Raw genomic sequence first — 16,695 nt, 5'->3', positions numbered from 1 at the left:
CATGATTGTAAATCCAATTCAACGCCGTCCGACCCGTAAAATTCGTGTGGGTTCTGTCTATGTGGGTGGTGATGCGCCCATTAGCATCCAAAGTATGACCAATACGGAAACCTGTGATGTTGCTGCAACTGTGGCGCAAATTCAGCGTTGTGTAGATGCGGGCGTAGACATCATGCGTGTTTCTGTACCAACCATGGAAGCCGCAGCTGCATTTGGCGAAATTCGTAAGCAAGTATCTGTGCCGTTGGTGGCAGACATTCACTTTGATTATAAAATTGCATTGGCAGTTGCCGATGCGGGTGCAGACTGTTTGCGGATTAACCCGGGTAATATTGGTTCGGAAGCCAAGATTCGTGAAGTGGTGGCTGCTGCCAAACATCATGATATTTCTATGCGAATTGGTGTGAATGCAGGATCGCTGGAAAAAGATATTCAGAAAAAATATGGCGAGCCGACAGGTGCAGCATTGCTGGAATCTGCTATGCGTCATATTGATATTTTAGACCGTTTAGATTTTCAGGAATTTAAAGTTTCAGTCAAAGCATCGAATGTGTTTTTAACCATGGATGCTTATCGTTTGTTATCACAACAAATTGATAATCCATTACATTTAGGCGTAACTGAAGCAGGTATTTACCGTACAGGCACCGTAAAATCTGCAATTGCCTTGGGCGGTCTGCTCATGGAAGGTATTGGCGATACTATGCGTATTTCGCTTGCGGCAGAACCTGAAGATGAAGTCAAAATCGGTTTTGATATTCTAAAATCTTTAGGTTTACGCTCTAACGGGATTAACTTTATTGCCTGCCCAAGCTGTTCACGTCAGGAATTTAACGTCATTTCTGTAATGCAGGCATTGGAGGAGCGTTTAGAAGATATTCGTACTCCAATGGATGTATCGGTCATTGGTTGTAAAGTGAATGGCCCGGGCGAAGCTAAAGAAGCTGATATTGGTGTGGTGGGCGCAAGTCCGCGTTCATTGGTTTATCGTAATGGTGAAAAGAGCCATTTAATTGATACCAATCAACTCGTTGATGAAATCGAAAGCATGGTTCGTCAGCGTGTTACAGAGCTTGAACAAGCTAAATCTAAAGAGATTATTCGTACAAATTTTTCTGAGTAAGTCATGAGTTCAATTGTTGCAATTAAAGGTTTTAATGACATTCTTCCAACGCAAACACCTGCGTGGAGACGTCTAGAGCAACATTTAGCATCTTTAATGGATGCTTATGGTTATCAACAAATTCGTTTGCCAATGGTTGAGCAAACCAATTTGTTTAAGCGTTCAATTGGTGATGCGACCGATATTGTTGAAAAAGAAATGTACACATTCTTAGACAAGGGTAATCCGCCTGAGTCTTTGACTTTGCGTCCTGAAGGAACTGCGGGTTGTGTACGTGCCATGTTAGAGCACAATTTGCTACGTGGTGCGACACCGCGCGTGTGGTATATCGGCCCAATGTTTCGTTATGAAAAACCGCAAAAAGGTCGTTATCGTCAATTCCACCAATTTGGTGTAGAAACTTTTGGCGTTGCAACACCAGATATGGATGCCGAACTTATTTTAATGACTGCGCGTTTATGGAAACGTATGGGCGTTGCCGATAAAGTTCGCTTAGAGTTGAATACGCTGGGTGAGTCGGATGAGCGCGCAGCGTATCGTGCCGCTTTGGTTGAGTTTTTGGAAGCGCACAAAGCCGATTTAGATGAAGATTCACAGCGTCGTTTAAGTACTAACCCACTGCGTATTTTGGACTCGAAAGATGCTAAAACGCAAAGCATCCTAGAAAATGCTCCAAAATTGCATGATTTTATGGGTGAAGATACGCTGAATCACTTTGCCCAATTACAGCAGTATTTAACCGATGCAGGCATTGAGTTTGTGATTAATCAAAAACTGGTACGCGGTTTAGATTATTACAATAAAACCGTTTTTGAATGGACAACCACGCATTTAGGTTCGCAAGGCACAGTTTGTGCAGGCGGGCGCTATGATGGTTTGGTTGGGCAGTTGAAGGGTAAGGCAGATCAGTCCGTACCTGCCGTGGGCTTCGCCATGGGCATTGAGCGTTTATTGTTGTTGCTTGAGCAAGTCGAAGACAATACGCCTGTACGTGATTGTGAAGTATTCTTGTTGGCAGATCCAACAACTCAAGGCAAGGCGTTGGTTTTAGCTGAGCAAATTCGTGACCAATTCGAACAAGCGGGCAGCCAGATTCGCTTAAAAGTTGGTTCACAAGGCTCAATGAAAAGCCAAATGAAAAAAGCCGATCAATCAGGTGCAATCTATGCCTTGATTTTTGGTGAGCGCGAAGCGGAAGCACAGCAATTGGCAGTCAAAACTTTGGCAACTGCCGAGCAAACTGCAGTCGCTGTTGCTGAAATTGTGCCTTTCATCATTGAAAAATTTTCTTCACAATAAGCCAAATAACATAAGGAAAAGGGTAATCCAATGAGCGCATTGAGTGATGACGAACAACTTGATAGTTTAAAATCGTTTGCGAAAAAATATGGCTCGGCCATTATTAGCGGGATTTTAATTGCGTTGATTGCCTTTTTCGGATGGCAATATTGGCAGAAAAAAAACTTGGCTGAGCATCAAATGAATACTGCCAAAGTGCAGCAACTGATGGATGATGCACGTACAGCAGAAGGCAATCCAGATGCCTTCAGTCAATTGTCTGCAACTGCCGATAAAATTGTGAAAGAAGTCCCTGATTCTGCGCAAGCTATTCAAACTCAATTCTTAATGGCTAAACTCGCTTACGATCAGCAAGATTTTGCTGCCGCAGAAAAAGCCTTAAAGAAAGTTGAAAACTCTAAAGTAAAAGACCAAGGCTTAGTGCAATTGGTTAAGTTGCGTTTGGCTTATGCACAGTTGGCGCAAAAGAAATACGATGAAGCTATTCAAAGTTTGGCCGCGGTGACTGATCCTGCATTTAAAGCGACTGCAGATGAAGCGCGTGGCGATGTTTATGTCGCGAAAAATGACCGTGAAAATGCCAAAAAAGCCTATCAAAGTGCATGGGATACTTTGGTGGAACGTAAACAAGAACGTCAAATTTTACAAATAAAACTCGAAAGTGTTGGTGTTTTGGTGGATGATCCTGAAATTGAACGCCCAGTATTAGAAACACAAGTGGATGAGAGCCAATGAATAGAAAGTATAAAATACCGTTTGCACTGACCGTTTTAACCCTCGCTTTGGTGGGATGTTCTACAAATAAAATTAAAGTTGCAGAAGTTAAGCCAAATCCACTCCCAAAACTTGAACAAGCACAGAGTTTAGTGCCTGTATTTTCGCAAAATGTATCTTCTACAACGGCAGCAGATCCACTGCGTTTACAGCTCGATGCTGCAAATGGTGTAATTTTTACGGTTGATCCTAAAGGTGAAATGGCCGCCTATCAAGGCAAGCAACGTCTTTGGCAAAAACAAGTGTCTAAGCAAGGCTTAACTGCAGGTGTCAATGCTGCTGATGGCATTGTGGTTGCAGGAAACAGTAAAGGACAATTGTTTGCTTTAGATCAGCAAACAGGTGAGCAAAAGTGGGTTGCACAGTTAACAGGTGCAATTCTTGCGCCATCGTTAATTCAGGCGGGTCGTGTGGTGACTGTAAGTAATGACGGCACGGTATATGCACACAATGCCGAAACAGGTCAGTTGGTGTGGACTTACAACTTGCCAAACGTGCAATTTAGTTTGCGTGGTATGGCTGCACCTGTGGCGCTCGATTCACGTACTGTACTGATTGCTTCTGCAAATGCCTATGTCTATGCACTGGATATTGTTACAGGCGTACCACGTATGCAGCGCCGCGTTGCCATTAGTGAAGGCCGTTCAGACATTCAACGCTTAAATGACATTGATGGCGACCCAGTGGTTGCTGGTCAATTCTTGGTGACCACAAGCTACCAAGGTCAGGTCACCGTATTGGACTTGGCTTCACAACAAGTGATTTGGAGTGAAGATGCAAGCAGTACCAAACGTCCAGAAGTTGCGGGGAATGGTGTATTTGTCAGCACTGCAGATGGTAAAATTGCAGCTTACGAAATCACATCAGGACAAGCACTTTGGGAAAATGACAGTTTGCTCAACCGTCGTTTATCTAATCCTGTGTTGTTTGGACAATATTTAGTGGTCGGTGATTTAGATGGTGTTTTACACCTCATTGATCCAAGCTCAGGGCAACTGGTTGGACGTTCAAAAACCAATGGCGAAGTCCGTTCATTGCGTGTAATTGACAATCAACTCTATGTCGCAACGCAAAAGGGCGCATTAAGCGTTTGGCAGAACCGCTAATTTTGTTCTGACTTTTATGCTAAAATAGTTGTCCGTATTTTTACGCGGGGTAATTGAATCATCAATGCCCCGTGTTTTTATTTAATAGAGTGGTCGATGTTCTCTCTGTCGTTTGCGTGGTCGCAACGCTGAACCCAACATCCATACTCTGTTCTTTCTTCCACAGTTTCGGATGTACAGACCATTGAAACTGACTGATCTTGAATAAAGGTTAATCTATGAAACCCGTAATTGCGCTCATTGGTCGTCCGAACGTCGGAAAATCAACGCTGTTTAACCAGATTACCAAGAGCCGTGATGCACTTGTTGCTGACTTTGCAGGTCTGACACGTGACCGCAAATATGGTGATGCAACCTATCAAAATAAATCTTTCATTGTGGTCGATACTGGCGGTATTGGCGAAAGTGAAGGTGGCATCGACTCTTACATGGCTGAACAATCTAAAACAGCCATCCATGAAGCCGATATGATCATTTTTGTGGTCGATGCACGTGCAGGCTTGTTGGCATCGGATGAGCAAATTGCGCGTGAATTGCGTACTTTGGGCAAAAAAGTATTCTTGGTGGCGAACAAAGTAGATGGCGTACATGCCGAAGCCGCTTTGGTTGAGTTCTTTAAACTGGGTATGGGCGAGCCATTGCAAGTGGCTGCCAGCCATGGTCGAGGCGTTCAGCAAATGCTGGAAGACGTTTTGGCAGATGTTCCTGAAGATGAAAACCCAGATGCACATGATCAAGACACAGGTTTGCGTTTAGCCATTATTGGACGTCCAAACGTGGGTAAATCGACACTGGTTAACCGTTTATTGGGTGAAGAACGTGTAGTGGCATACGATCAGCCAGGTACGACACGTGACTCAGTCTATATTCCGTTTGAGCGCAACGAACGTAAATACACCTTGATTGATACTGCAGGTGTGCGTCGTAAAGGTAAGGTCGATGAAATGATCGAGAAATTCTCGATTGTGAAAACCTTGCAAGCCATGAAAGATGCACACGTGGTGGTGATTGTGGTTGATGCACGTGATGGTATTGTCGAGCAAGATTTGCACTTAATTGGTTACGCACTTGAAGCAGGGCGTGCCATGGTGATTGCGATTAACAAATGGGACAATATGTCCGAATATGATCGCAAACAATGTAAGTTAGATGTTGAGCGTCGTTTTGACTTTATTCCATGGGCAAAAATCCACCTGATTTCTGCCTTGCATGGTACAGGCGTGGGTGACTTATATCCATCTATCCACCGTGCGTATGAGTCATCGCACTTAAAAGTGTCACCTGCCAAATTGACGCAAATCTTGAATGATGCAACAGATGCACACCATCCACCTAAAGTGCAAGGTCGTGCTATTAAAATGCGTTATGCACACATGGGTGGACAGAACCCGCCAACCATCGTGATTCATGGTAATAAGGTCGATAAAACTCCTGCAGATTACCGTCGTTATTTAGAAAACGTGTTCCGTAAAGTCTATAAGCTAGAAGGTACACCTGTAAAAATTGAATTTAAAACCTCTGAAAACCCATTTGAAGGGCGTAAGTCACAAGTGGATGAGCGTACTGCGGCACGTCGTCGTCGTTATGTGCAGAAGTTTAAGAAAGCCGAGAAGAAGTTTAAGCGAGGCTAAGGCTTAAATTTTGACGCGTTTGATTAAAAAATCCCGAATGTGAATTCGGGATTTTTTTTGAGCAACTTAATTTAAATATAGATAGATGTAGAATTAATGACGCTTCGCCAACAAGCTATTCGACAGACGATTTAACCATTGTGGGCTAATACTCGAAAGTTGCATTAGGGTTTTGGCTTTTAAACCGACCGCACGATGCGTATTGGTCAGAATCGAATCTTTAACCGTCGCTTGTTGATACACCACCTGGGCGACATCTTCTGTCGATAAATGCACGCCCATGTTTTGAATGGTGGCTGCATCCATATCTTTCACCATTGCAGTTTGTACAAATAGCGGCATGACATCTAAGACCCGAGTGCCGTATTTTTGCCACTCTATATCTAAACCTTCCGTAATGCCACGTACTGCAAATTTGGAAGCAGAATAAGAAATTAAATCGGCTTGTCCATAAATCGCAGATGCCGAAGACAGGTTAATCACCCGTGCAAAACTTGCTTGTTTTAAATAAGGCAAAGCCGCATGACAACCGTTTAATACACCATTCACATTCACTGCCATAGTCCGATGATGCGCTTCTATGGGTGTGTCTTCAAATGCGCCTGAGTAGAGAATTCCTGCATTATTCACCAAAATATTCAATTCACCTGCCCATTGGCAAAAATCGGATAATGCAGCTTGCCAACTGGTATAGTCTGCTACATCAAGCAAACCTGCATGCGCACGCTCACCCAATTGTTCTGCCAATTGCTGTGCTTGTGTGAGATGAATATCATAAATACCGACACGGTAACCTTGCCGATAAAACAATTGTGCGATTGCCGCACCAATGCCTTGTGCAGCGCCACTAATCAAGATACTGTGCATTTGAACTTGCTCCCTGATGTTATTTTTGTTGTGCATATCGTCCTTGCCATCTGAGCATAACAAAAAAATGGTGCATTCGTGCAATAAATTGAAATAAGGAACAACCCATGCAGCAATTGCTTTCAATCATGCAACAGTTACGTCAACAATGCCCGTGGGATCAAAAACAAACCCCAGAAAGTTTGACTAAATACGCGATTGAAGAAGCTTATGAAGTTGAAGCGGCAGTGCGTTCAGGCAAGGTAGATGATGTACGTGATGAGCTGGGTGATTTGTTGTTGCAAGTGGTGTTTCAGGCACAAATGTATAGCGAGCAAGGTGCATTTGATTTTCAAGATGTGGTACAAGCCATTTGCGATAAATTAATTCGTCGGCATCCACATGTGTTTCAGGCAGAACAGTTTGCGCAGCTTAGCGCAGAAGATGTCGCTGCCTTATGGAAAACCATCAAACAACAAGAAAAACAGGGTAAAGCAAAGTCCCGTTTAGATGAGGTGAAACATGCACCCGCTTTGGTGCAGGCACAGCAAATTCAGCAGCATGCGGCACAATTGGGCTTTGACTTTCATACCGTGCAAGATGCGTATGGCAAGTTAGAAGAAGAATTGCAAGAATTACAACAGGCGATTCAACAGCAACAATCCGATGAAATACAGGATGAGTTAGGGGATTGTTTGTTTTCTTTAATCAATGTTGGGCGTAAACTTGGCGTGTCCAGTGAGTTGGCATTATTGGGCACAATTCATAAATTTAGAACACGCTTTGCTTACATTGAAGATCAGGCCGAATTACAACAAAAAACAATAGAAGATATGACTTTAGAAGAAATGGATCAACTTTGGGAGCAGGCAAAACAACAATTAAAATGACAGGTTTTGCGGCAACATGAATATATCGCAGCAATTAAAAGTTTCTTTTCGCTTTTTTTCTTTCGGATGGCAGTACTGGCTTGCATTGCTGTTATGCAGTATCAGTGTATGGACTACAGCACAAAATGTGCAATCTAAGCCTGCGCAGGTGGCTGGGCACAGCTATGATCAAAACTATTTAAAATGGAAAGCGCAGCAAGCCGCGCAAGATCAGCGTTTAAGTGCGGCTCAAACCACATCATCAAGCGCAGAACATTATTTAGCACGTCCTACTCAGCAAAGTGCGCATACAAATCAAGTGCGTTTAAATAGCGCTTCACTAGAACAATTGCAGCAATTGTCTGGGGTGGGCATGAAAAAAGCACAAGCGATTGTGGAATATCGAAAACAAAATGGAAAATTCCAAAGTATTGAAGAACTTCAGCAAGTCAAAGGGATTGGGTCTGCCTTATTTGCCAAGAATAAACACAAGTTGGCATTGTAGCTGCAAGCAGAATTTTAGCACTGCACATTGCAAAATTAGCATGTGAATCAAATTGCCCTTTGATTGTGTTAGAGATATGATTAGCGACATCTTATCTGTTTTACGTTCAGACGTAGGAGACAGCGTCTTTTGCAAACTTTGCGCGCGTCAAAATGTGGTTTATCTACCGCTCAATTACCTTCTTCCATTTTAGATGTTCTAGATGCTTTAACCAAAGCAGGCTATGAAGCCTATATCGTCGGTGGTGGAGTTCGTGACTTAATGTTAGGGCTAAATCCGAAGGATTTTGATGCCGTAACCAATGCCACACCCTCACAAGTGAAAGAAGTTTTCGGACGACGTTGCCGAATTATTGGACGACGTTTTGAGCTGGCGCATGTCTATGCAGGGCGTGAACTAATTGAAGTGGCCACTTTCCGTGCGCCACCGAAAAAAGCTGTGACTTCTGCGGCGGGGATGATTCTGCGCGATAATAACTGGGGCACAATCGAGCAAGATTTTGCCCGTCGTGACTTTTCAATCAATGCGTTGTATTACCAGCCACGCAAAGGCATCGTGTTAGATTTTTGCAATGCCGTAGATGATATAAAGCACAGAAACTTGCGTTTATTGGGCGATCCAACTTTACGTTTTGAAGAAGACCCAGTGCGTATGCTGCGTACTTTGCGTTTTGCTGCCAAATTAAATTTCAATATTGATCCAAAAATTCTTAAAATTTTTACGCCTGAAATGACGCAGTTATTGCGTGATGTATCGCCACACCGTTTATATGATGAGTCGCAAAAACTCTTTACGATGGGACATTTAAATAAAGTCCTGCCGATGTTGATTGAGTTTGGTATTTGGCGTCAGTTATTTGCCGACATCAAGCCAGACATCAACTCATTTATTGAACGTGCAGCAAAAAATACCGATCAACGGATTGCGATTGGTAAAACCATCAACCCTGCATTTTTCTATGCGGTGCTGTTGTGGCAACCGTTTTTAGAGCGTTGTGACTTTTATCTTTCTAAAGGTGTGGTGGCAGCCGAAGCGCGAGCCCAAGCAGGTTTAGATGTACTGAAACGTCAGGCGACACGTACCATTATTCCTCGTTTTGCTGAAACTTTTATTCGTGAAGTTTGGGAAATGCAAACCCGTTTATTGCAACCGAAACCACAGCAAATTGAAGCATTGTCTGGGCATGCGCGTTTCCGTGCAGGTTTTGACTTTTTATTACTGCGTGAAAAAGCAGGCGATAGCTCGACTTTAGGAATGGGTCAGTGGTGGGATGCCTACCAGCTTATGAGCACCGATGAAAAAGAACGTGCGATTGCCCAATATAACCGATTACGTGCCAAGAGCCGCCGTAAAACAGCGCAAGAACCTGTTGATGTGGCACCAGCAACACATGCTGCCGATATGCAGATTGAACCCTTGGTGAATGAGCCTGAGCCTCGTAGTCGACGTGCGCGTAAAGCCAAACAGTATGAAGAAAATCGGGCGCAATTGACTGCTACAGCAAACGGTTCAGGTATTGGTGCAGATCATCCGATTTTAAAACGTAAACGTGTGCAACGTGATTTAAGCCAAGTGATTTTTGGGCCAACACAATGAGCAACATCACCTATATTGGTTTAGGCAGTAATTTGGGCGATTCGCGTCAAATTTTGACTGAAGCGGTGCAAAAACTGGCAACTTTGGGGCAAGTGCAGACTTCTAAACTGTATCAAAGCCCACCAATGGGGCCACAAGATCAGCCTAATTATTTGAATGCTGTGGTACGTTTAGATACCGAACTTGAAGCCTTGGCATTGTTAGATGAATTACAGCGTTTTGAACAAGAGTCGGGTCGGGTGCGTTTACGTCATTGGGGTGAGCGTACGCTAGATTTAGACTTGTTGATTTATGCTGATGCCAACATTCAAAATGAACGTCTGACTGTACCGCATGTGGGGGTGTTAGAACGTGATTTTGTCGTCATCCCGTTGTTAGATTTGGATGCTAACTTAAGCGTTAAGGGACAATTATTAAAACACTCGCCATTGCTTGAACATCCGAGCTTAACTGTTGTAGATGCCAGCAATTGGGCAGGGCTATAAAGTTTTAAATTAAGCATGCGTGATGCTTTTTCCATAGAGGAATATTTTCATGATTAGTTTAAGTGACCTAAGAAAATTTAAAGCGGAAGGTCGAAAATTCTCCTGCCTGACTTGCTATGATGCAAGCATGGCGAAAGCAATGGAAATTGCTGAAATTGATACGATTTTAATTGGCGATTCTTTGGGGATGTCCATTCAGGGGCGTGACTCAACCTTGCCTGTCAGCGTGGCGGATATGGCTTATCATACTGCGGCGGTGCGTCGTGGTAATCAACATGCTTTTATTTTGACTGACTTGCCATTTATGAGTTATGCCACCTTAAATGATGCATTGCAAAGCTCGAAAGAGGTGATGCAAGCGGGTGCACAAATGGTCAAAATGGAAGGTGGTGCATGGCTCAGCGAAACCGTTGCAACACTGACCCGTAATGGTATTCCTGTCTGTGTACATTTAGGTTTAACGCCACAATCGGTGCATGTATTTGGCGGTTATAAATTACAGGCACGTACCCGCGAAGCTGCAGATAAACTGATTGCTGACTGTAAAGCTGTGGTAGAAGCAGGCGCGGCGATTCTGTTACTAGAATGTGTGCCAGCACAGCTAGGTCAAGAAATTTCTGCCTTGTTCCCTGAAATTCCAGTGATTGGGATTGGTGCAGGTGCAGACACTGACGGTCAGGTACTAGTGGTGCAAGACATGCTGGGGCTGACTTTTGGTCGTGTCGCAAAATTTGTACGTAACTTTATGAAAGAACAAGCGGGTGAAACTGCCATTTTGGATGCATTTAAAGACTATCATGCTGCAGTTCAAGATGGTTCTTTCCCAGCACGTGAACAAACTTTCCAAGTCGAGTTGTAATATGAAAACTGAAACCACAATTCAAGGCTTAGCGGCTTCATTACAGCCTGCACGCGCTGCGCGTAAAACCATTGGTTTTGTTCCGACCATGGGCAATTTGCACGAAGGGCATTTGACCTTGGTGCGCGAAGCGAAAAAAATATGTGATGTGGTGGTGGTCAGTATTTTTGTCAATCCAATTCAATTTGGCCCTAATGAAGACTTTGACAGTTATCCGCGAACTTTAGACCAAGACAGCCAATTGTTGGCAGAGGTCGGTTGCGACATTATTTTTGCGCCTTCAGTTGAGCAAATGTATGGTAACAAACCACGTTTGACCAATATTTCAGTGAGTGAGATTACGGCAGACTTGTGTGGCTTGCAGCGTCTTGGACACTTTGATGGTGTTGCGGTGGTCGTGACCAAATTATTCAATATGGTACAGCCAAACTATGCTTTCTTTGGTGAAAAAGACTATCAACAACTGGCAGTCATTCGTCAGTTTGTACGTGACTTGAATATTCCGCTAGAAGTGATTGGTGTGCCAATTGTACGTGCAGCAGATGGTTTGGCACTTAGTTCACGCAATGGGTATTTGAGCGCTGAACAGCGTCAAATTGCACCGACAATCTATCAAAGTTTAAAGGCTGCTGCACAAGCATTACAGCAAGGTGAAACTTTGTCACAAGTGTTAGCGAATATTAAAGCAACATTGACAGCAGCAGGCTTTGTTGTGGACTATGTAGAGGCGCGTACAACAGAATTGCAGAAAATTGAAGCATTTAGTGAAGATCTGGTGTTGTTCGTTGCAGCAAAATTGGGCAATACACGTTTAATTGATAATTTGCAGGTCAAACATTCTGCATAGCTGGCAATAGAAGGGTTGCATGCCATGAAACGTATTTTGATCGTGACAGGTCAATCGGGTTCAGGAAAATCTTCGGCATTACAAGTGTTGGAAGATTTGGGTTATTACTGTATTGATAATTTACCTTTGGCATTGCTCCCCGAAATTGTGGATAAACTGGATCAGGAAAATAACTTGGAGCAGTTGGCATTGGGGGTAGATGTACGCAGCACCCGTGCCGACTTGCAAGAGTTTGATTTGGTATTTGAGCAACTGCAAAAGCATGGTTCAGTCGATATTATTTATCTGACCACGCAAGATCAGGAATTGATTGCCCGTTTTAGCGCATCACGCCGTCCGCATCCACTCTCTAGCCGTTTTAAAAGCTTGAATGAATGTATTCAAGAAGAAAAAAACTTGTTGATGCCGATTCAGTTCCGCTCTACGGTTCATATTGATACCACTGACAAAAGTGTGCATGATCTAAAACACGTATTGTTGTCTAAGCTTGGACAAACCGACAATCTTATTGTAATTTTACAATCCTTTGGCTATAAGCACGGAATTCCTTTAGATGCCGATTATGTGTTTGATGTGCGCCATTTGCCTAATCCACATTGGGATTTGGAGCTCAGGAAATATTCAGGCTTAGATGCCCCTGTGCAGGAATTTTTGCAACAAAGTTCACAAACGCATGAAATGTTTCACGACATTCAGCAGTTTTTAGAAAAATGGTTGCCAGCCTTTGCCGAAGGGCATCGACACTACATTACCATTTCAATTGGCTGTACGGGTGGGCAACACCGTTCCGTTTATATCGTTGATAGACTAAAAAAAGCACTTGAGGCAAAATGGTCTATTCAAGTCTTACACCGAGAAATGAAGCACTGGTCATGATTGACACAACTGTTGACGTAATTAATAAACTAGGTTTACATGCACGGGCATCTGGGAAACTGATTGAAGTGACCACCAAATTCCGTTCGTCAATCCAAATTGGTAAAGGCGACAAATTGGTTGATGCCAAAAATATTATGTCCTTGCTCATGTTAGGTGCAGGCAAGGGAACTACTTTACGCTTGGTGATTGATGGTGCAGATGAAGAAAAAGCTTTATCTGATATTCAAGCACTGTTTGCAGCAAAATTTTACGAGGCAGATTAATCGTGGCACGTCGACCGCAACGTTTTACCGAAGATGACTTTGAATCTTTAGAAGGGCGTGCAAGTAAAACCGAACAGAAAAAAGCCGTACAACGTATGGCCGCGCTTGGCGAACAATTGGCGCAGTTAAGTACTAAACAAATTCAAAAACTTCCAGTAGAAGAGCGTTTAATTGATGCTTTACTGGAATTGCAAAGTATTACTTCACATGAAGCACGTCGTCGTCAGTGTCAGCGTATTGGTAAATTGTTGCGTAATGAAGATGAAAGCGTAATTTTGTCTTATTTGACGCCGCAGCAAGGTGCGAAAAAAACCGCACAGTTACAGCGTTGGGTAGAGCGAATTATTAAAGACGGCGACCCTGTGATTAATGATTTTAGTAAAACCTATAAAGCAGCTGAGCGTCATACGCTGCGTCAGCATGTGTTGCGTATCCACCGTGATATGAAACAGGAAGTGTCTGCGGAAGAACTTGAAGCATCTAAGCTCAAGTTGTTTAACTATGTGCAGCAAGTGGCTTTATTGTCAGAAAGCTAGATTAGCGTACCTTATCTAAGAAGATAGATAGCGTGAGCTGATGATTGCACAAAAAAACGACTCATGACGAGTCGTTTTTATTTGGTCTTAATATAGAGATTTTCAAATTTTAGCCAAACTCACCGACTGAACGCTCTTTGGCCCATTCACGCAGTACAAATTTTTGTAATTTACCTGTCGATGTTTTTGGAATTTCAGTAATCACCACATCCTTTGGTACTTTAAAACGCGCCAAATGTTGACTGCAATAGGCAATAATTTCTTCAGGGCTGACCTGCTTGCCTTCTTTCAGTTCAATAAAGGCACACGGGACTTCCTGCCAACGTGGATCTGGTTTTGCCACCACTGCGGCTGTCAAAACTGCAGGATGTTGATACAACACCTCTTCCACTTCGAGTGAAGAAATATTTTCACCACCTGAAATAATCACATCTTTAGAGCGGTCAGTAATTTTGGCGTAGCCATCGGGTTGGCAGACAGCTAAATCGCCCGTATGGAACCAGCCACCTGCAAATGCTTCTGCGGTGGCTTCTGGGTTTTTCAAATAACCTTTCATCACGATATTGCCACGGAACATAATTTCGCCCATGGTTTTGCCGTCTTTTGGTACAGGTTGCATGGTTTCTGGGTCTAAAACTTTCATGCCATCTTGCAGCGGATAAGGCACGCCTTGACGCGAATGTAATTGTGCTTGTTCTTGAATGGATAGGTCGCTCCAGCCTGCTTGAGAAGCACACAGCGCAGATGGGCCATAGGTTTCAGTTAAGCCATAAACGTGAGTTACGTTAATGCCAATATTGCGCATACCTTCAATAATTGCTGCTGGCGGTGCAGCACCCGCAACCATCACTTCAACACGGTGATCAAACTGGGTCTTTTTCTCCTCAGGGGTGTTGATGAGCATCGACAAGACAATTGGCGCACCGCAGAAATAATCGACTTTGTGCTCTGCAATTAATTTAAAAATCAGTTCAGGGTCGACTTTACGTAAGCAGATATTGGTGCCACCGTTGGCTGCCATCGTCCATGCAAAGCACCAGCCATTACAGTGGAATAGGGGCAGTGTCCATAGGTAGGTTGCACGTGGGGTCATCCCGCAGGCAATAATATTACTGGCTGCATTAATGTAGGCACCGCGATGATGATAGACCACGCCTTTCGGGTTGCCTGTCGTGCCAGACGTATAGTTCAGGCTAATTGCATCCCATTCATCTTGTGGCAAATGCCATTCAAAATTTGGGTCACCTGCAGCCAGCCAAGTTTCGTATTCAATCTGTCCGATGCTAAGGGCATTGGCAGCATGCTCATATTCTGCATCGTTGACATCAATCACGTAAATTTCATGATTGACCATCGCTAAGGCTTCTTGTGCCAAAGCCGCAAATTCAGGGTCAACCAAAAGCACTTTGGATTCTGCATGATCGAGCATAAACGCCAGTGTTTTGGCATCTAAACGAGTGTTTAGTGTGTTCAGCACTGCACCCGCCATTGGCACAGCAAAGTGTGCTTCTAGCATGGCAGGAACATTCGGAAGCAGCACCGAAACAGTGTCATTTTTGCTGATGCCTAAATTTTGAAGTTGATGTGCAAATTGGCAGCAGCGCAAATAAGTTTCGCGCCAGGTAATTTGACGTGAACCGTGAATAATCGCGTTTTGGTGCGGGTAAATATAAGCTGCCCGTTCTAAGTAACGTAACGGGGACAAGGCGACAAAGTTCGCAGGGGTACGCGGTAATTCATCGTATGCGCTGACCATTGTTATTCTCCATAATATGTGTCGTTATTTTATCCAACTTAAAAAGATAGGGATTTTATGACAGCTTTGCAGTTATGCTTTAGTCGAAAATCTGTTGTTTTTGTTTTGAATCGCTTGTAAGTAAATTTAAAAAATAGTTTAAGTAAAATTTAGCAGCTATTTTTTATTCAATAAAAATAGTAGCTTATTGGAAAATATTAACTTATTCTGTCATTTGGCTTTTATAGAGTGATGGGCTGAGACCTGTCCAACGCTTAAATGCACGTCGAAATTCGCGTAATTCACTAAAGCCAAGTTGTTGGCTAATTTCAGTCATGCTCAAAGGCTGTTGTAGCAGTTGTTTGGCTTTATTTTCCAAAACGTGTTGGCGCAGGTTTTGGAAGTTGCAGCCTTCGGCAAGTAATTGTCTGCGTAAATGTCTTTCGCTCATTTGAAAATGTTGTGCCGCTTGGTGCATATCAAAGTGCTGAGGTAAATGCTGTTCGATTAGATAACTCAACACGTGTGCATATTGCTGTTGATTAATCGCCTGCATATCCTGATACGCTTGTTGGCAGACACGCAGGGCGGTGCTGTAATTGGCGGCACTAGAGGTTTTAATTTGGCGTCCTAAAATCTCTGGTCGGAACACCAAAGCATTCATGTATGATGAAAAGTGCAGAGGACATTGATAATGCACCTGATAAGCCTCTAAATAGTCGGGTTGGGCAAAACTAAAATGCACTTCGACCAAATCTTGATGATTGCCAAGCATGACGTCTAAGCAGCTAACAATACTGGAGAGGACTTCATCGCAAAAAAAGCGCAGTAAGTTCCCCGTGGGATAACGCTCTTTCATCACCAGTGTAGGAGAGGTCGAGGAAAAATCGTACTCCAAATCCATCACACTGCCTGAAATGGGATGGTACTGCAGTCCTGTCTGTAAGGCTTCTACAACATTTTGACTGGACACCATGGCAAAACCGAGCATGCCCATGGAAATCAGCCCCTTGTCACGTCCAATTTCTAAGCCTAAATGTGCACATTGAGTGTCTTGCAGGGCGCGTGTCACCACTTTGCAAATATCTTGAAATGAAACAAAACCATTGCCTTGGACGATTTGATCAAGATCTTGAGAAATTCCCTGAAACCATGGTTGATAGGGGATCTGTTGTTCTTTGGCGTAATGAATCAGACCTGACAATAAGGCAGGCGGCACGTGCTGCAGCAAGTAGTTTGAAGTTGCTGACATAAGTCCGATTATCCCCCCATGCCATTGTCGCTTTGACCCTTATTTGCCGTGATGCAATTTTGTTTAATGGCGTTGATCAGCGTCATGACT

General features: G+C 43.5%; 17 protein-coding genes. 14 read left to right on the top strand and 3 right to left on the bottom strand.

The features are described from left to right. Position 1 precedes the first annotated feature (1 nt). From ispG to der, 5 genes are all read left to right on the top strand, one after another. Positions 2-1,123, top strand: coding sequence for a flavodoxin-dependent (E)-4-hydroxy-3-methylbut-2-enyl-diphosphate synthase (ispG, locus tag FTU39_RS04090; protein WP_004975100.1), 1,122 nt, complete (start codon positions 2-4; stop codon positions 1,121-1,123). Positions 1,124-1,126: 3 nt separating this feature from the next. After that, positions 1,127-2,422: a histidine--tRNA ligase gene (gene hisS, locus FTU39_RS04085; RefSeq protein ID WP_180051757.1), complete on the top strand. Its 1,296-nt coding sequence runs from the start codon at positions 1,127-1,129 to the stop codon at positions 2,420-2,422. Positions 2,423-2,452: 30 nt separating this feature from the next. Next, complete coding sequence (locus FTU39_RS04080) at positions 2,453-3,157, top strand: tetratricopeptide repeat protein (RefSeq protein ID WP_180051756.1); 705 nt, start codon at positions 2,453-2,455, stop codon at positions 3,155-3,157. After that, positions 3,154-4,302 carry an outer membrane protein assembly factor BamB gene (gene bamB / locus FTU39_RS04075; RefSeq protein ID WP_180051755.1) on the top strand — a complete coding sequence of 383 codons (1,149 nt, stop codon included), beginning with the start codon at positions 3,154-3,156 and terminating at the stop codon, positions 4,300-4,302. The genes FTU39_RS04080 and bamB overlap by 4 nt, the downstream gene beginning before the upstream one ends. 218 nt (positions 4,303-4,520) lie before the next feature. Next, on the top strand, positions 4,521-5,933 hold the full coding sequence (gene der, locus FTU39_RS04070) for a ribosome biogenesis GTPase Der (protein ID WP_004975107.1): 1,413 nt from the start codon (positions 4,521-4,523) through the stop codon (positions 5,931-5,933). A 93-nt stretch (positions 5,934-6,026) separates the two neighbouring features. On the opposite strand, the gene FTU39_RS04065 is transcribed toward der, so the two are convergent. After that, positions 6,027-6,800: an SDR family oxidoreductase gene (locus FTU39_RS04065; protein ID WP_180050489.1), complete on the bottom strand. Its 774-nt coding sequence runs from the start codon at positions 6,798-6,800 to the stop codon at positions 6,027-6,029. Positions 6,801-6,907: 107 nt separating this feature from the next. Here FTU39_RS04065 and mazG point away from each other — a divergent pair, with 107 nt between their 5' ends. The 9 genes from mazG (at position 6,908) to yjgA (ending at position 13,618) form a co-directional block, all read left to right on the top strand. Next, complete coding sequence (gene mazG / locus FTU39_RS04060) at positions 6,908-7,669, top strand: nucleoside triphosphate pyrophosphohydrolase (RefSeq protein WP_179988666.1); 762 nt, start codon at positions 6,908-6,910, stop codon at positions 7,667-7,669. A 16-nt stretch (positions 7,670-7,685) separates the two neighbouring features. Beyond that, positions 7,686-8,153, top strand: a complete 468-nt coding sequence (locus tag FTU39_RS04055) for a ComEA family DNA-binding protein (protein ID WP_180051754.1) — start codon at positions 7,686-7,688, stop codon at positions 8,151-8,153. 129 nt (positions 8,154-8,282) lie between these two features. Then, positions 8,283-9,749: a polynucleotide adenylyltransferase PcnB gene (gene pcnB / locus FTU39_RS04050; protein WP_096901516.1), complete on the top strand. Its 1,467-nt coding sequence runs from the start codon at positions 8,283-8,285 to the stop codon at positions 9,747-9,749. Next, on the top strand, positions 9,746-10,234 hold the full coding sequence (gene folK, locus FTU39_RS04045) for a 2-amino-4-hydroxy-6-hydroxymethyldihydropteridine diphosphokinase (RefSeq protein WP_004975118.1): 489 nt from the start codon (positions 9,746-9,748) through the stop codon (positions 10,232-10,234). The genes pcnB and folK overlap by 4 nt, the downstream gene beginning before the upstream one ends. A gap of 49 nt (positions 10,235-10,283) precedes the next feature. Beyond that, on the top strand, positions 10,284-11,093 hold the full coding sequence (gene panB, locus FTU39_RS04040; RefSeq protein WP_096901515.1) for a 3-methyl-2-oxobutanoate hydroxymethyltransferase: 810 nt from the start codon (positions 10,284-10,286) through the stop codon (positions 11,091-11,093). Position 11,094: 1 nt separating this feature from the next. Then, positions 11,095-11,940, top strand: a complete 846-nt coding sequence (panC, locus tag FTU39_RS04035; RefSeq protein WP_131260754.1) for a pantoate--beta-alanine ligase — start codon at positions 11,095-11,097, stop codon at positions 11,938-11,940. A gap of 24 nt (positions 11,941-11,964) precedes the next feature. Then, positions 11,965-12,816, top strand: coding sequence for an RNase adapter RapZ (rapZ, locus tag FTU39_RS04030; protein ID WP_154320378.1), 852 nt, complete (start codon positions 11,965-11,967; stop codon positions 12,814-12,816). After that, positions 12,813-13,082 carry an HPr family phosphocarrier protein gene (locus FTU39_RS04025; protein ID WP_026438354.1) on the top strand — a complete coding sequence of 90 codons (270 nt, stop codon included), beginning with the start codon at positions 12,813-12,815 and terminating at the stop codon, positions 13,080-13,082. Before rapZ ends, FTU39_RS04025 begins: the two co-directional genes overlap by 4 nt. A 2-nt stretch (positions 13,083-13,084) precedes the next feature. Further along, positions 13,085-13,618: a ribosome biogenesis factor YjgA gene (gene yjgA / locus FTU39_RS04020; RefSeq protein WP_154320379.1), complete on the top strand. Its 534-nt coding sequence runs from the start codon at positions 13,085-13,087 to the stop codon at positions 13,616-13,618. Positions 13,619-13,727: 109 nt separating this feature from the next. Here the strand turns inward: yjgA and FTU39_RS04015 are convergent, their stop codons facing one another. Together FTU39_RS04015 and FTU39_RS04010 are read right to left on the bottom strand one after the other, a co-directional pair. Beyond that, positions 13,728-15,374 (bottom strand): acyl-CoA synthetase, encoded by a 1,647-nt coding sequence (locus tag FTU39_RS04015; protein ID WP_104852462.1) that lies wholly within the window; start codon positions 15,372-15,374, stop codon positions 13,728-13,730. 202 nt (positions 15,375-15,576) lie between these two features. Continuing rightward, on the bottom strand, positions 15,577-16,605 hold the full coding sequence (locus FTU39_RS04010) for an AraC family transcriptional regulator (RefSeq protein WP_004975134.1): 1,029 nt from the start codon (positions 16,603-16,605) through the stop codon (positions 15,577-15,579). Between the last annotated feature and the right edge of the window lie 90 nt (positions 16,606-16,695).

The sequence above is a fragment of the Acinetobacter sp. YH12099 genome, from assembly GCF_013419195.1.
GTDB classification, from domain to species: Bacteria; Pseudomonadota; Gammaproteobacteria; order Pseudomonadales; family Moraxellaceae; genus Acinetobacter; species Acinetobacter towneri.
This window is presented reverse-complemented; position numbering and strand designations above follow the sequence as displayed.

Excerpts from the sequence above, each read along its gene's own strand:
- ispG (WP_004975100.1), top strand. The coding sequence starts at position 2 with ATGATTGTAAATCCAATTCAACGCCGTCCGACCCGTAAAATTCGTGTG.
- hisS (WP_180051757.1), top strand. The coding sequence starts at position 1,127 with ATGAGTTCAATTGTTGCAATTAAAGGTTTTAATGACATTCTTCCAACG.
- FTU39_RS04080 (WP_180051756.1), top strand. The coding sequence starts at position 2,453 with ATGAGCGCATTGAGTGATGACGAACAACTTGATAGTTTAAAATCGTTT.
- bamB (WP_180051755.1), top strand. The coding sequence starts at position 3,154 with ATGAATAGAAAGTATAAAATACCGTTTGCACTGACCGTTTTAACCCTC.
- der (WP_004975107.1), top strand. The coding sequence starts at position 4,521 with ATGAAACCCGTAATTGCGCTCATTGGTCGTCCGAACGTCGGAAAATCA.
- FTU39_RS04065 (WP_180050489.1), bottom strand. The coding sequence starts at position 6,800 with ATGCACAGTATCTTGATTAGTGGCGCTGCACAAGGCATTGGTGCGGCA.
- mazG (WP_179988666.1), top strand. The coding sequence starts at position 6,908 with ATGCAGCAATTGCTTTCAATCATGCAACAGTTACGTCAACAATGCCCG.
- FTU39_RS04055 (WP_180051754.1), top strand. The coding sequence starts at position 7,686 with ATGAATATATCGCAGCAATTAAAAGTTTCTTTTCGCTTTTTTTCTTTC.
- folK (WP_004975118.1), top strand. The coding sequence starts at position 9,746 with ATGAGCAACATCACCTATATTGGTTTAGGCAGTAATTTGGGCGATTCG.
- panB (WP_096901515.1), top strand. The coding sequence starts at position 10,284 with ATGATTAGTTTAAGTGACCTAAGAAAATTTAAAGCGGAAGGTCGAAAA.
- panC (WP_131260754.1), top strand. The coding sequence starts at position 11,095 with ATGAAAACTGAAACCACAATTCAAGGCTTAGCGGCTTCATTACAGCCT.
- rapZ (WP_154320378.1), top strand. The coding sequence starts at position 11,965 with ATGAAACGTATTTTGATCGTGACAGGTCAATCGGGTTCAGGAAAATCT.
- FTU39_RS04025 (WP_026438354.1), top strand. The coding sequence starts at position 12,813 with ATGATTGACACAACTGTTGACGTAATTAATAAACTAGGTTTACATGCA.
- FTU39_RS04015 (WP_104852462.1), bottom strand. The coding sequence starts at position 15,374 with ATGGTCAGCGCATACGATGAATTACCGCGTACCCCTGCGAACTTTGTC.
- FTU39_RS04010 (WP_004975134.1), bottom strand. The coding sequence starts at position 16,605 with ATGTCAGCAACTTCAAACTACTTGCTGCAGCACGTGCCGCCTGCCTTA.